The organism is Blastopirellula sediminis, assembly GCF_020966755.1.
GTDB lineage: Bacteria > Planctomycetota > Planctomycetia > Pirellulales > Pirellulaceae > Blastopirellula > Blastopirellula sediminis.
Genome location: NZ_JAJKFT010000004.1, coordinates 908,783 through 923,579, shown reverse-complemented (window position 1 = coordinate 923,579; position 14,797 = coordinate 908,783). Strand labels below are relative to the sequence as shown.

Here is a 14,797-nt window from a genome sequence, read left to right as displayed (position 1 = left end):
ACCGTACAAAGTTGCTTTCGCAACTCTTCGTGGGCCGCACCGCCGAAAATGGCAGGGGGCTAAGTTAAAGCCTCGGCCTGATTTACAGAAAGTGGGCGATGAGGGACTCGAACCCCCGACATCTTCGGTGTAAACGAAGCGCTCTAACCAACTGAGCTAATCGCCCGGAAAACCCGAAATAATACCGTACCTCAAGAAAGATCGTCAATCGGGCGCCTTCCGCTTCATGAGGGAGGAACCTTTCTCGGCCAAGGCTCGCTATAATCTGGAAATAATTCGCAACTCCCAGCCTCTCCAACACTTACCATCACCTTGATTCTCCTACGAATTCTTCTGTTGGCGACCCATCTGGCGGGGATGAATTTCGCCGCGGCCGGGCCTTTAGCGGCAATTTGGATCGACGCCCGCGGCGGCAAGGCAGGGAACCAACCCCTCTTTTCCCTCGCGAAATCGGTAACCTGGTGGTCGCTGGCGGCGTTCGTTTTGGCGATGCTGCTAGGCGCCATCAACGGGCTGGTAATTTGGGCCAGCGGCGAGCGGCAGTTTTTTTCGGCGCTCGCCCGATTTTGGGATACCAAGGTCTTCTTCGGCTGGTGGGAACTCGCCTTTTACATCGCATGCGTCGGCGGTTATCTGTTCTGGAGATCGCTCCGTCCCACGGCGACCAAGTGGGAACGGTACCTCTCCCGATTCCTGCTGCTGCTGGCCGGCACCAATTTGCTCTATCACTTTCCGCCGCTGTTCGCGGTGATTCAGATGTTGGCTCGCGAGAACGGCGCCGAAGGGCCGACGATCGACTCGAGCCAATTCCGCTCGTTGATGGCGACGCCCCATGTGATCTGGCTCAGCGTCCACTTTCTCTTAGCGTCGATCGCCGTAACCGGCTTGATGACGGCACGGCTGGCGCTGCAGCAACTAGAAGAGGCGGAAGCGGAACTGGTCGTCTCGCGCGGCGCGATGGCCGCGCTGATCGCGACCCTCGCGCAGGTTCCGATCGGCGCCGCGTTTACCCTCTCGCTGCCGATCGTCGAACTGCGCAACCTGATGGGGAGCGACATGATCGCGACGACGCTCTTCGCCGTGGCCCTCATTTCCGCCTTCTGGCTGATGCACGTCTTGGCGATCACCACTTTTTTTCAGCGGACCGCGCGGCAGGTCAATCAGGCGCTCGCGACCGTTTTCGGCGTAATCGTGCTGATGACGGCGGCGATGCTGGTCAGCCGCTTGTAATGCGCCGGCAGTCCTTTACCCTCTAAAGCAGAGAAGCGCCCCGCCTATTTCGACGCCGCACCGTTAGAGAGAAAAATCATGTCGATTGAAATCGCCGCCATTCGCGACGCCGAGTCCGGCGCTTCCGCAAAGATCGCCGTCGGCTACGGCTGCAACTGCTTTTCCTTTACGGTCCCCAGCGGCGAGCAGTCGCTTGAGATTCTCTGGGCCGAAGCAGGATTCGAGTCGGGCAAATTGCGAGCCTCTAGTAGCGGCATTCCGGTCCTCTTCCCATTTCCAGGGCGGCTCAAAGGGGGCCTGCTCGGTTGGGAAGGAAAAGAGTACCACGTCCCCGAAAGCGATCGTGCCGGCAACGCGATTCATGGCTTCGTCCACACGCGCCCCTGGCGAACGGTCGCTCAAAGCGAAAACAGCGTCACCGCCGAGTTCACCGCGTCGATCGACGACGCGAGTATCCTGGAGATGTGGCCCTCCGACTTTCGGATCAAAGTCACCTACTCCTTGACCGGCACGACCCTCTCCGCCGTTTTTGAGGCGACCAATTGCGGCGACGCTTCGCTTCCGTGCGGGCTCGGTACGCATCCCTACTTCCGCGTACCGCTGGGCGGCAGTTCCGCCGACGCGTGCCACATCCAAGTCCCTTACCACAGCCAATGGGAATTCGCCGACAAGATGGCGACCGGCGAGAAGACTCCGGCAGAGCCGCTCGACGCTCCCTTCGCGGCCACGTCGTTCGACAACGCGTTCGGCGATTTGGATTGGACCGGCGGCAAGTGTTTGACCTCGATCGAAGATCCAGAGAGTGGCGTGAAGATCACGCAGACCTTCTCCGACGAGTTCATCGGCGTCGTCCTCTACAACCCGGCCCATCGCGAAGCGTTTTGCATCGAGCCGTACACGCTAATTCCCGACGCGTTTCAGGTTACGGCGAAAGGAATCGACGCCGGGCTGCGCGTGCTGCAGCCCGGCGAGTCGTTCACCGCGAAGGTCGACATCGCCGTCGCGCTGACGAAGTAGTCGCGAGCAACCAGCGCATGAAAAAAGACCGTGGCGTTGGCCACGGTCTTTTTGTTTTACACGCTGAGTTCTGATCGTCTGCAGCTGAAATTCGCTCGGGGAGTGAGCGAGCTTACTCGGCCGAAACCGGCAGCTTGCCAGCCTTCAGCAGTTCGCCGTAGGTTTCGCCCGACGGCGACTTTTCGGCTTCCAGCTTCACGAAGACTTCTTCGATCGTCTTTTCGCCCTTGTCTTTGTCGGCCTTCAGCAGTTCGGTGATTTCTTTCTTGTCGACCAGCTTGTCCATGGCGACGCCGTAAGCGTTGCGATCTTTCTTCGACTTGCCTTCGTGGCACAGGTTGCACTTCACTTCGGCAACCGCAGCGGCCAGGGCTTTGTCGGCGTCAGTCGACGGCTCTTTGACGTTGTACTTCACAACGAAGACGTCCATAAACGGCTTGATCGCGTAGGCCTGATCAGCAGTCGAGACCACGGCGATTGCGCCCAAAATCAGACAGAACAGAACTTTCTTCATCCTTATCCTCCAAGGGGTTTACGCGAGACCTGCCTAGCAGCTCCAGGTTGTACGGCAAACGGTCGGTGTTAGGGTGGGATTTGGGCAGGGAGGGCGCGTGTGGAAATGCCGTTGCCATTCTATTCAAACTGGCCGGAATTTCCGTGTCAAGCTACTCTCTTGGCTGTTTTCCCCAACTTCTACGCCCTAGTTTACCCCGAAAAACCACTAGTGGGCTTTTTTTTCACCAGAAGTTCATTTCCCGTGGTCTAAGCGGGGATCCAGGGCGTCCCGGAGTCCGTCTCCCAGCAGATTGAAACCCAGAATGGTGACCGAAATCGCCATTCCCGGGGCGATCGCCGGCCAGATGCTGGTCGAGAGGTCGTTCTTCGCTTCCGCCAGCATTCCCCCCCATTCCGGAATCGTCGGATCGCCGCTGATCCCCAGGAACGACAGCCCCGCCACTTCCAGGATGGCGCTTCCTAGCCCCAGCGTCGCCAAGACCACCAGCGGGCCAACCAGACCCGGCAGAAGCGACCAGAAGAAGATATGACGCGTTGTCGCCCCGGCGGCGACGGCGGCAGTCACATACTCGTGCGAACGCAACGTGAGGGTCGTGGCGCGAATCTGCCGCGCGAAGATCGGAATGTTGATCAGACCCACAGCGATAATCACCGCCGGCCAACCTGGCGCCAGCGCCGCCATCACTAGCAGCGCAATCAGAATTGCCGGAAAGGCCAGCACGACGTCGATCGACCGCATAATCACTTGATCGACGACGCCTGGAAAATATCCAGCGGCGGCGCCCAGCGGAACGCCAAGCAAAATCGCCAGCACGATCGACAACCCGCCGGCCGTCAGCGACAGCCGCGATCCATAGATCACCCAGGTCAGCACATCTTTCTCGTTCGTGTCGGTTCCGAGCCAATGCGCGGCGCTGGGCGCCGCCAACTTTTCGCTTCGCTCGTCGATCGGATAGGGAGCGATCAGATTGGCGGAGAGGGCGACCAGACAGACGATCGCGACCACGACGCCGCCCAGGATTGCGCCGCGATTCGAGAGAAAACGTTTCCAGGATCGATCCATCGGCTACGCCTCCGTCCGAATGCGCGGATCAAGCCAGAGATACGTCAGGTCGAGCAGTAAGTTGGCGGTCACAAACATCACCGCGATCACCAGCGCTCCCCCCTGCACCACCGCATAGTCTTGCTCGCGCACCGCGGTCACCAGGTACCGTCCCAGGCCCGGCCAGTTGAAAACCGTTTCGGTCAGCACGGCGCCGGAGAGCAACATCCCGACCTGAAAGCCGGCGATGTTCACAATTGGTACCGAAGCGTTCGGCAGCGCATGTCGCCAGACGATCCGCCACAGACTCGCCCCTTTTGCTTTCGCCGTCCGCAAATAGTCGGAGGAAAGGACCTCCAGCATGCTGCTCCGCGTGATGCGAGAAATGACCGCCGCCGGAATCGTCGCCAGCGCCGTCGCCGGCAAGAGCAGATGCCGCAGCGCATCCATCGCCAGCGCAAACCGTCCGGTGAAGATCGCCTCAAACAAGAAGAAGTCAGTCCGAAATTGCGAGATCATCGTCGGCGCGACTCGCCCGCTGGTCGGCATGTGGGTGAAGATCGTCATCAGACAGATCCCCAAAAAGAAGACCGGCACGCTCACCCCGACCAGCGCCAGCGTCATCGCCACATAGTCAGGCCAACCGCCGCGCCACAGCGCCGAGGCGACCCCCGCGAAAATGCCAAGCGGAATCGCCACCACGATCGCCGCCAAGGAAAGTTCCAGCGTCGCCGGAATCGTTTCCATCAGCCGCTCGGCGACCGAATCGCCGTGAAAGAACGAGACGCCCAGATCGCCGCGTAGCAGTTCGCCGGGCAGATCCATCAGCTGCACCAAGATCGGACGATCCCAACCTTGACCCGCCATCGCGTCGGTCACCCGCTCCGGCACCGCGTGTTGACCAAAGCGGGCCAGCGCCGGATTGCCGGGCAACAGCCGGATCGAAATAAAGATCAGCACCACCGCGACCATCACGGTCGCGAGCGATTGCATGATTCGAACGAAGAGGAATCTTCCCACAGCGGCAGCGGACCTTCGTCTAGCGGTTCAACTTCGTTAGTCGCAAACGAGTCAGCGACGAAGGATGGAGCAGAAAGCCGGAGACCGCTTTTCCCTGCACGCTGCGCACCGAGGTATGAACGAGCGGCAACAGCGGCACGTCGGCGAAGATTTGCTCCTGCGCCTGACGATACAGCTCGATCCGTTTCTCCTGGTCCATCTCGGTCTTCGCTTGGGCCAGCAGGTCATGCACCTTCTGGCTGCGGTAACGACTCATGTTGTTGCCGCCGACGTCGTTGATGTTGTCGGGATCGAGCAGCGTGTAGAGAAAGTTGTCGGGATCCGGCATGTCGGCGGTCCAGCCGGCCAATCCCAACTGATGCTCGCCGCGGGTCATGCGACGGAAATGCTGCGAGTTCTCGTTGGTGACGATTTCGGTCTCGATGCCGACCTTGGCGAGCGCGTCCTTGATAAAGATCGCCGTCTGTCGCGGCTGCTGCATGTAAGGACGCGGGTCGGTCATCACAAACAGTTGCAACTTGATCGGCATCTTCACGCCGTCGGCCGCCGCTTCGGCCAGCAGCTGCTTCGCTTTTTCGGGATCGTACTTCCGATCGGCCAGGTCGGCATGGCTTCCCCACAGCGATGGCGGGACCAGCGTCACCGCTTTGGCCGCGTGCCCGGCGTAGGCCGACTTGATCAGCTGATCGCGATCGATCGCGTACCAGATCGCCTCCCGAATTCGCAAGTCATCGAGCGGCGCCTTGTCGTTGTTCATCGTCAGGTAGGCGGTGTTCATCCCTTCCTTTTCCTGCACGACGACGTCCGGGTTCGTGGCGAGCGCATCGATCTCGGCCGGGGGCAAGTTGTCGGCGATGTCGATTTCGCCGCGGAGCAGTTGTTTGACCCGCACCGCACTTTCGCCGACCGGCAAAAAGATGACGCCGTCGATCTCCGGCCGCCCGCGCCAATGGTCGTCAAACGACAGCAGGGTCAACTGCTGATTGACGTTCCACGAGTCGAACTTGAACGGACCGGTCCCGACCGGATGCTTCCAGAAATCGGCCTCGTATTTTTTGACCGCCGTCGGACTGACGATGCTGGCCGGGAACATCGCCATCGTCGTCAAAAAGGGGGCGGTGGGACGCTTTAGGCGAATCTTGACCGTGCGCGGATCAACCGCCGTGACCGACTCGATCGCTTCAAAGCTCTGAGCGTACGGGATCACCGGATCAAAGACGAACGGATGGTCCGGCTTGGTCAATCGCTCCAGCGAAAAGACGACGGCGTCGGCGTCAAACGGAGTCCCGTCATGAAACGTCACCCCATCGCGCAGGTGAAACGTCCACTCGAGCCCGTCGTCGCTAGTCGTCCACGACTCGGCCAGGCTCGGGACGATATCAAGCGTCTCATCATCGTACGTCACCAGCGTGTCGTACAGGTTGCACATCACTTTGACCGACTCGCCGATATCGGTCTGGATCGGGTCCAAACGATCAGCGTCGTCGCCACGGCCATAGATCAAGATGTTGCTCGGAGCGGCCGGTCCGCCGCATCCAACGAGCGTCGACAGAATCAAACAAAGAAGAAGCGAGCGCATACGTTCTTTCGATTAACTGCGTTCGGGGCTGGGGAACGTATTCTAGCGCGATTTGCGCCGCGGTCACACCCCGCGCCGAGGAGAATTACGGGAGTTCGCTGGTAGAAGTTCCGGCGCTACTTGCCGCCGCCGCGTCAGCAGGAAATTTCGGCAGTTTCGCAAAGTCGGCGCCGGCGATTTCGCCGCCGACCTTTTTGTCGTAAGCGTAATTCCCTTCCGCTTCCGCATCCAGACGATAGTCGCTCAGCAGACGCTGCGAATAGGGGGGCAAACTCTCCAGCGACTTCGCCCACGTGATCGGATCCCGCTTGGCGAACTTGTCCCCTTCGACCGCGGCGCCCCACTTCTCGGCGTTCAGCGCCTCGATCTCCAAACGGGTCTTCTTTTCCCAGAAGATCTGGCGAAGGCTGCTCGTCAAATCGTAGAAGTTGTTGTCCCCTTTGAAGCGGACCGAATTCAGGTCGGTCAGCTTCGCACTCGGGGCTCGATCGTATTGCAGCACCATCGCTTCGCTCGGCGACCAGCGGACGATGCAGTCGGTCAGAGTCGCTTCCACGTCGCGCTGCTCCGGAAACTCGGTCGAACTTTCCAGCCGGAACAGCCCCTTCGCCGCGGCGGCGGTCACCCGATTCAAACGGACGTCGATCAAGTCGGTCGACGCCTTGGTCGAACCCTGGGAGTCGAGCAGCACGCCGGAGATCGCCAGCAAACCGTTCTGCCAATCGAATTTCAACTGCGACGCCTGATCGATATGGACGACATCCGTCTCCCCGCGGATCGTCGTATCGACCAGGGTGATCGACGGGGGGCGGTACATCATCACCTCGGTGCTGGTCGCCGGAGTCATCGCGATCGCCAACGGACGTCGGAAGACGGCCGGCAGCACCGCCATGTTGGCCGGGGCCGCGACGGTAAATGTGCAGCGAGTGGTTTTGATCGAGCCGCCGGTTTCAAGCAAGAACAAGCAGCCCGGATCGACCGATGCGTCGGTCGTCTCCAAACGGAAGGCCAGCCCCTCGAACAACGCCTGCACGCGACCGACTCGAATCATGTTGCGATACATCGACATCGCATGGATCGAGAGGGTCAGTTCCGGCGCAAAGCCGATCGCGGCTCGCATTGTGATCTTTTCGGTCTCGGCGTCCCCTTCCAAGAGGAGCGGCGAGTCGATTTTGACCGGGCCGTTAAACCGCAACTCGATCGTATCGATCCGCGGGTCGAGCTTCGCCTTGGTGACCGCGTCGTAAATCTGCGCCGCGCTGGCGACGCTGACCACCTTCACGTTCGGCATATCAACCGCGGCCGGCGGCATGATCATCGGCAACGGCGAGAGCGGATCCTCCAGCGGATTGGCTTCGCTGGGCGGCGGCGACGTCATCGGACTTGGCGAGGGACTCATCGGATCGGGACGATCCGGAATCGCCGCAATCTCGCGATCGTTACGAAGCGGAGCGACCGCCGCGGCGCCGTTCGGACTGGAGGCCGTTCGGTATCCGCTTTGATCCTGAAAGCTGAGCGGCGGCAACAGGTTGTTGCTGCTGCGAGCCGACCAGACGGCGTCCATCACAAAAAATATCGCGACGAAAGCCAGAATCGGCGCCACCCAGGGGAAATGACGCTCGACGATGGTCGGCGGCTGGACGTCCGCAGCGATCGTCATTCCGCCCCCATGCTGCAGACGCATCCCCAAGTCTTCGCAGAAGAGAAGCATCTCGGCGATGAACTCGGCCGGAGTCTGATAGCGATCTTGCGGATTCTTCGCCGTCAGTCCGCCCAGCAGCACCATGATTTCGTCGGGCAAGTCGTCGCGCAGTTCGCGCGGATCGAGCGGCTCATCGCTGCTATGGCTGAGCAGCTTTTGCAGCACCGTCCCTTCCGGAAACGGCGGACGACCGGTCAACATGTAATAGAGGGTACAGCCGAGTGAATAAAGGTCGCTACGAACGTCCGCCAGGCGGGGATCGCGGGCCTGTTCCGGCGAGATGTAGTCGAACGTGCCGAGCGTTACGCCGCTGGCGGTCAAGTCGCCATCTTCATCGTCGACCTGGTGCAACCGGGCGAGCCCCATGTCGACCAGCTTCGCCGTGCCAGCGGAATTGATCAGGATGTTCGACGGCTTGATGTCGCGATGAACGATGTCACGCTGCGATGCGTGATGCAGCGCCTCGGCGATTTGCAAGGCGTAATCAAGCGCCTGTTCGACCGGCAGCGGTCCATCCCGATCGACCAGATCGCGGATGTTGTGCCCTTCGATGTACTCGAAAACGATGTAGTTCCAATCGTTGTCGGTACCGACGAAATAGACCCGGGCAATATTCGGGTGATCGAGACGCGCGGCGCTTTGGGCTTCGTTACGGAAACGGCGAACCGTCTCTTCGCTGCCGTTGTTCTCGCGTGAGAGCACCTTGATTGCGACTTCGCGTCCCAGCAGCGTATCGAAACCGCGGAAGACGGCGCCCATGCCGCCGGCGCCGATAAACTCGCGCAGCTCGAAGTGCCCCAGCGTCTGGCCGACCAGATCGTTGCGGAGCCAGGCGCTGTTGATCGGGCGAATCGTCGAACCGCCGTTTCGCTCGGCGCGATCGCGGGCCGAGATGACGGTCGCTTGCTCCTCCGTCATCATCAACATCTCAGGCGCCGTGGTCGACGGCATTTCGCGCGCAGTCGACGGCTTCATCTCGCTCGGCACAGGCGTGCTCGATGAAGTCAGGTCTTGCGACAGATTGGCGTCGGACGACTTGGAGTCCACGACCGCTACTTACCTCGAGATAAGTGAGGCTGTTATTCAGGAAAAGCGAAATCATGCCGCACACGACGAGACTGAAGCGACATGCATCCTTAGCTGATTCTAGACAGACGGCCCTAATCGTCAACCGAATGTCTCGTCTACTAATGACTTACGAAAAAACCTTGCGCCCAAAAAACGACGATGCCAATTGCGCGGATCATGCCGCTCATTCGGCCGCTGATCGCCCAAGACGCGTTAAACCAGGTCGCCGGCGTGGATCTGGCAATAGCTTTCGTACCGGCGAACGTCGAGAAAACCGTCCGCAACGGCCCCTTTGACGCCGCACCCCTCTTCGTGCGTATGCGAGCAATCGGGGAAGCGACAACCCGTAATAAAGGGACGCACGTCGCGGAAAAAACCGGCGACCTCCTCCGGAATCACGTCCCAAAGCTGGAACTGGCGAATCCCCGGAGTGTCGACCACATGGCCCCCGGCCGCCAACGGAACAAGGCTGGCCGTCGTCGTCGTATGCCGCCCTTTGTCAGTCGTTTCGCTGACGTGACCAACCCGCAAGTTCAGCCCCGGCTCGATGGCGTTCAAAATCGTCGACTTGCCGACGCCACTTTGTCCCGAGAGGACGCTCGCCCGGTTGCGCACCACGGCCCGCAGTCGCTCGACGCCGATTCCCTGAGTCGCCGAGAGCAAGATCACCTGGTATCCCATCTGACCGTACACGCCGACCAGCGGCTGCAGGTCGGCCGGCTCAATCAGGTCGACTTTATTGATGCAGATAATCGGAGTGATCCCGGCCTTCTCGGCGGTGATCAGATAGCGGTCGATCAGGTTCGGCTTCAGGTAAGGCTCGGCGGCGCTGGCGACGATCAGCAGTTGATCGACGTTGGCGACGATCACATGTTGTCGCCCCTTACTCGCGCGACAGAGAATGCCGTAACGGGCCTCGATGCTTTCGATAATCCCTTCGTGATTGTCGGCCGGACGAATCCAGACGCGATCCCCTGCGGCGACCACATGCCGCTGATCGGTCGAGAGGGTTTTTAACAGTCGCCGCGTGGCGCACTGATAGATCTGACCGCTTTCGACTTCGACTTCGCTATTCAGACCGCGAACGCGCAACACGCGCCCTTGCAGACATTCGGCCGGGTCGAAGTCGATTTGCAGCTCGCCGTCGTCTCCTTCGGTCGCGCCATGAATCGTCCGCTTACGCGTCAGATCTCCCTTACCCGACAAACGCTCGGCCGAGGCGAGCTTGTCATGGTTCAGTTCGTCTTTGGCGAACTGGCGCGTCAGGTCGGAGTCGCGGACGCGCGTCGATCGATTCTTACGAAATTCAGTGCGAAACTTTTTGGAGCCGCGCTTCGCCATAAGAACCTGCGATTACGCCTCTTCGGCTTCGGCTTGGGCGCGCGGCGGCGCTTCGACGCCGGGCATGCCGTTGCTCGATTCGAGTGGAATTCCGTCCTGATCCTTTTTGCGCAACGCATGGACCGACGGGCCGATCAGCTCGGTGATCTCGACGTCCGACAACTCTTCCTTCTCGCACAGTTCTTTGGTCAAGGCTTCGAGCTTGTCCCTGTTCTTGTGCAAGATGTCATAGGCGCGTTGCGCGGCGTCGTGCAGGATGCGGGCGATTTCTTCGTCGATCACTTGCATCGTATGTTCGCTGAACTGACGCGACTCATGCATTTCGCGTCCCAGGAACGGATCTTCGCCCGACATCTTGTAGCTAACCGGACCGATCCGTTCGCTCATGCCCCACTGGGTCACCATGCGGCGGACCATTTTGGTCGCCCGTTCCAGGTCGTTCTCGGCGCCGGCGCTCAGTTCTTCGTAGGCGATCTTCTCGGCGGCGCGGCCACCCAGAATAAATGCGAGCTTATCGCGCAGTTCGCTTTCGCTGACATTCATTCGCTCTTCTTCGGGCAACGTCTGCGTCACGCCGAGAGCCCGGCCGCGCGGAATCACCGTCACCTTGTGCAAACGATCGACGCCGGGGAGCAGCCACGCGAGCAGCGCATGTCCCGCTTCGTGATAGGCGGTCTTTTCTTTCTCGCGAGCGACCAGCGCCTCTTCACGGCGAGCCCCCATCAAGATTTTGTCGCGGGCGTATTCAAAGTCGGTCATGTGGACTTCCGTCTTGTCTTGACGGGTCGCCCAGAGGGCCGCTTCGTTAATCAGATTGCGAATGTCAGCGCCGGTCAAACCAACGGAGCCTGCCGCCAAACGTTCCATCGAAACGTCATCGGCCAGCGGAACGTTGCGGACGTGGACCTTGAAGATCTCCAAGCGACCTTTGAGGCTCGGACGATCGACCGTGATGTGACGATCGAAACGGCCCGGACGCAAGAGGGCCGGATCGAGCACGTCAGGACGGTTGGTCGCGGCGATCACGATCACCGTCTCGCCTTGCGAGAAGCCGTCCATCTCGCTCAGGATCTGGTTGAGGGTTTGTTCCCGTTCGTCATGTCCGCCGCCGAGACCGGCGCCGCGCTGACGACCGACGGCGTCGATTTCGTCAATGAAGACGATCGACGGCGAATTGTCTTTGGCGGTCTTGAACAAATCGCGAACGCGGCTGGCGCCGACGCCGACGAACATCTGGATGAATTCAGAGCCGCTCACCGAATAGAACGGCACGCCTGCTTCGCCGGCGATTGCGCGGGCGAGCAATGTCTTGCCGGTACCGGGAGGACCGACCAGCAGCACCCCTTTCGGCACCTGGCCGCCGAGACGCTGGAACTTTTCGGGCTTGCGCAAGAAGTCGACGATCTCTTGCAGATCGCTTTTGACCCCTTCCAGTCCGGCGACGTCGTTAAACGTGACGGCGCGGCGATTCGCTTCGTACTTCTTGGCCGGGCTCTTGCTGAAACCCGAGAGGAAACCGCCCCCCATGATCTGATCACGGCTGCGACGGAAGCTGTTCCAAATTAACAGCAGCACCACCAGCGGCAACAGCGCAAAGATCACCCCGAGGATGACCATGCTGTGGTTCTGCTCTTTGTAGGCGAACTCAATGCTGTTGTCGGTTAACAACTTGGCCGTGTTGTCGACGACGGCGTCGCCGGCGCGGATATTGACCCGAAACTTCGACGGAAGCTCGATCGGGTTTCCTTCTTTATCTTTCTTCTCGATCCACTTGCCGTTAGCCTGTTGTTCACGGGCATGCACGGTCTTCACAAATTCGCCGGTGATTTGCGCCTCGTCGATCAAAACGTCTTTCACGTTATGATCTTTGACTTGCTCCTCGAATTGCGAATAGGAAATCAGCCCGCGATTCGAGCCGCCGGGGGACGCCAAAAGCATGACGACCAGCACCGCCAGGACCAACATCACGACAAAGATGCTGAACTGAGGGCGGAATCCTCCTTGCGAGGGCTCGTTCTTCGGGTTCTCTTGATTTGGATCGTTTGGCTGTTCCGCCATCCGTTTTCCCTTACGGGGACCAAGGAATGTAATGAAACGCGGTAGGACTGACGTGCAGGATACGGCGCGAATTGCCGCAAAACCATCAGTATTCTTACCTTTTGCATATCATGTTGCCCACCCCCAAGACTATGAACAACATGAGTTCGCCGCCATATAATCCGCAAACTACGCCTGTTCGCCGCAAAGCGGCTGTCGCCGTGATCGTTCGCCAGCAGCGACTTCTGGTGATTCGCCGCTCTCAGAAAGTGGCTGCGCCCGGCAAACTATGCTTTCCCGGCGGCGGCATTCTCCCCGACGAGACCGAACATGACGCCGTCGTCCGCGAGATTGCCGAAGAAATGGGAGTCATGTGTTTCCCGCAGCAAAAAATCTGGCACAGCCAGACATCTTGGGGAACCGAAGTCGCCTGGTGGTCCGCCGACATTGCCGCTGACGCTCAGCTCCAAATCAACGAAGAGGAAGTGGCCGAATTTTTTTGGCTGCATCCGACCCAGCTGCACGCGCATGCCGACCTGTTGCCGAGCAACCACGAGTTTCTGACCGCCTGGAAATTGGCGAAGTTCACGATCGCTGGATTTAGCGACCCATTTGTCCCGCTTGCCGACGGTTGAAGACCTCTGGATCGAACGGATCCCGCGGTTGATATCCTCCGCTAGATTGCGGAGCGGATTGCGCCGGCGCCGCGACCGGAGTCTGAGCGGGGGCCTGCTGCAAACGAACCGGAAGCTGCATCGGAACCGGCAGCGTATTCTGCGGCGGGGCCGCCGAAGGAATTGGCGTCAGCACGTCTTGATAGCCGACCTGCTTGAAGTCGTTCTGCAGCGGACGCATGTTGCCGCGCGGCTGAACCGACTGGGCCCAAGCTCGCAGCGCGGCCAACTGACGGGGCCACGCGTTCGTCTTCGTATTGATCCGGCCGCCGTGGGTGTCGTACAGGACTTCCAGCAGGGGGATCGAGCCGTTCTTGACCTGGGCGACTTCGTAGGTCGCCATCATGTTGCGGAGCGTTAAACGGCGGGGCATCACCCCCTGGCCGCCGCTTTGGATCAGCTTGTAATCGGAGGGCGACGCCGGACCATGGCACGCCGACGCCGAGCAGGCGTTCAGCAAAACCGGCTGCACGATCGTCGCGAATTGCCCCGCCGCTTGCGGGTGAAACTGCTTGGCGAAATCTTCGAGCTGCTTGTCGCTAATCACGTCCGGCAGGTTCTCGGCCGGAACCGTTTCCACCGCCGAAGCCATCGCGATTTCGGGGCGTTTGGTCAACGAATCGAGTCGCCGCCGCGACAGTTGCGCGAGCTGATTATCAGGCTCCGATCGCTCGACCCACTGCAAGTGTTCGTCCGCTTCCGAAAAAAGTTCGGCCCGAATGCACCACTGCGCGATCTCTAGCCGCCCGGCGATCGTATCCAACGATACTTGTCCGCAGCGGTACCGGTGCGCCTCGGCCAAGGAGGAGCAGCGATGCTGCACCGACTTGGTAGGGACGCGAATCACCGCATCCTCGTTGATCGCAACGACATACGAGTCGCCGGAAACCGTAATCGCGCCCGAAATCGTATTGCCGTTTTGCAGCAATAAGACGCCGCGCGTCGGTCCGATCCACCCCTCCTGGCTAACAGCGGGGGAAGTGAAGGCCACCGACAACAACAAGATGAAGAGTATGCGTTTCATGGGGGTCGGAGGCTATCGACCTGCCCCCTGCGCGTCAATTGCAGTTTGCCCCCCCGGTGAACGGGCAATTGTGAAGAGAATTTCACTAAAATCCGCACAACCCGTTTGATGACAACAACTTCCGGCTTGGTTCGGCTACTAGCAATCCAGACGCGTCGCAATTATATTGAGGCTTTCCACGCTTCAAGCTGGCACGAGTGCTGCGAAATGAATGGCAACTGGGTGCGACACGAGACGATTTTCGTGGGTCGCGTACAGGGAGTCGGTTTTCGCGCGACGGCGTTAAATATCGCCCGCCGCTATCCCGTCGTCGGATTCGTCGAGAATCGCCCGGACGGCTCGGTCCGTTTGCTGGTCGAAGGGGATCCGGAGACGTGCCGCCAGTTGGCGTATCACATCTCCGACCAGATGGAAGACTTTATCGCTGAACGAACGATCGAGACGAGCGAAGCCACCGGCGAGTTCGCCTCATTCGACATCCGAGAATAAATCCCGAGACTGAATCGCTTCTCATCCCCCGTTATCTTCTCTCAAGCTCAGGACGATA

General features: G+C 60.0%; 12 protein-coding genes and 1 tRNA gene. 4 read left to right on the top strand and 9 right to left on the bottom strand.

What is annotated here, in order from left to right; genetic code table 11:
• Positions 1 to 92: 92 nt before the first annotated feature.
• Positions 93 to 166: transfer RNA gene (locus LOC68_RS07480), tRNA-Val, on the bottom strand.
• Between the two features lie 170 nt (positions 167 to 336).
• On the opposite strand from LOC68_RS07480, the gene LOC68_RS07475 reads away from it, so the two are divergent.
• Both LOC68_RS07475 and LOC68_RS07470 read left to right on the top strand, forming a co-directional pair.
• Positions 337 to 1,230, top strand: coding sequence for a hypothetical protein (locus LOC68_RS07475; RefSeq protein ID WP_230217312.1), 894 nt, complete (start codon positions 337 to 339; stop codon positions 1,228 to 1,230).
• Between the two features lie 78 nt (positions 1,231 to 1,308).
• A complete protein-coding gene (locus LOC68_RS07470; RefSeq protein ID WP_230217310.1) occupies positions 1,309 to 2,247 on the top strand; it encodes an aldose 1-epimerase in 939 nt (312 codons plus the stop codon).
• 112 nt (positions 2,248 to 2,359) lie between these two features.
• Here LOC68_RS07470 and LOC68_RS07465 read toward each other — a convergent pair whose 3' ends face one another.
• The 7 genes from LOC68_RS07465 to ftsH all read right to left on the bottom strand — a co-directional run bounded on the left by LOC68_RS07465 (position 2,360) and on the right by ftsH (position 12,573).
• Positions 2,360 to 2,761, bottom strand: a complete 402-nt coding sequence (locus LOC68_RS07465; RefSeq protein ID WP_230217308.1) for a hypothetical protein — start codon at positions 2,759 to 2,761, stop codon at positions 2,360 to 2,362.
• A 234-nt stretch (positions 2,762 to 2,995) separates the two neighbouring features.
• Positions 2,996 to 3,826, bottom strand: coding sequence for an ABC transporter permease (locus tag LOC68_RS07460; protein WP_230217306.1), 831 nt, complete (start codon positions 3,824 to 3,826; stop codon positions 2,996 to 2,998).
• Positions 3,827 to 3,829: 3 nt separating this feature from the next.
• The gene (locus LOC68_RS07455; protein WP_315858834.1) at positions 3,830 to 4,825 is read right to left on the bottom strand and encodes an ABC transporter permease; all 996 of its coding nucleotides are present in this window, start codon (positions 4,823 to 4,825) and stop codon (positions 3,830 to 3,832) included.
• A gap of 19 nt (positions 4,826 to 4,844) precedes the next feature.
• Complete coding sequence (locus tag LOC68_RS07450) at positions 4,845 to 6,404, bottom strand: ABC transporter substrate-binding protein (protein WP_230217302.1); 1,560 nt, start codon at positions 6,402 to 6,404, stop codon at positions 4,845 to 4,847.
• An 85-nt stretch (positions 6,405 to 6,489) separates the two neighbouring features.
• Positions 6,490 to 9,153: a serine/threonine-protein kinase gene (locus LOC68_RS07445; RefSeq protein WP_230217300.1), complete on the bottom strand. Its 2,664-nt coding sequence runs from the start codon at positions 9,151 to 9,153 to the stop codon at positions 6,490 to 6,492.
• Between the two features lie 234 nt (positions 9,154 to 9,387).
• The gene (gene rsgA, locus LOC68_RS07440) at positions 9,388 to 10,515 is read right to left on the bottom strand and encodes a ribosome small subunit-dependent GTPase A (RefSeq protein WP_230217298.1); all 1,128 of its coding nucleotides are present in this window, start codon (positions 10,513 to 10,515) and stop codon (positions 9,388 to 9,390) included.
• 12 nt (positions 10,516 to 10,527) lie between these two features.
• A complete protein-coding gene (gene ftsH, locus LOC68_RS07435) occupies positions 10,528 to 12,573 on the bottom strand; it encodes an ATP-dependent zinc metalloprotease FtsH (RefSeq protein ID WP_390623352.1) in 2,046 nt (681 codons plus the stop codon).
• A 140-nt stretch (positions 12,574 to 12,713) separates the two neighbouring features.
• On the opposite strand from ftsH, the gene LOC68_RS07430 reads away from it, so the two are divergent.
• Entirely contained in the window at positions 12,714 to 13,187 is a 474-nt protein-coding gene (locus LOC68_RS07430; protein WP_230217296.1) for an NUDIX hydrolase, read from the top strand.
• On the opposite strand, the gene LOC68_RS07425 is transcribed toward LOC68_RS07430, so the two are convergent.
• Positions 13,153 to 14,250 carry a hypothetical protein gene (locus LOC68_RS07425; protein ID WP_230217294.1) on the bottom strand — a complete coding sequence of 366 codons (1,098 nt, stop codon included), beginning with the start codon at positions 14,248 to 14,250 and terminating at the stop codon, positions 13,153 to 13,155. The genes LOC68_RS07430 and LOC68_RS07425 overlap by 35 nt on opposite strands.
• Before the next feature lie 207 nt (positions 14,251 to 14,457).
• On the opposite strand from LOC68_RS07425, the gene LOC68_RS07420 reads away from it, so the two are divergent.
• Positions 14,458 to 14,739 (top strand): acylphosphatase, encoded by a 282-nt coding sequence (locus LOC68_RS07420; RefSeq protein ID WP_230217292.1) that lies wholly within the window; start codon positions 14,458 to 14,460, stop codon positions 14,737 to 14,739.
• Positions 14,740 to 14,797: the final 58 nt, after the last annotated feature.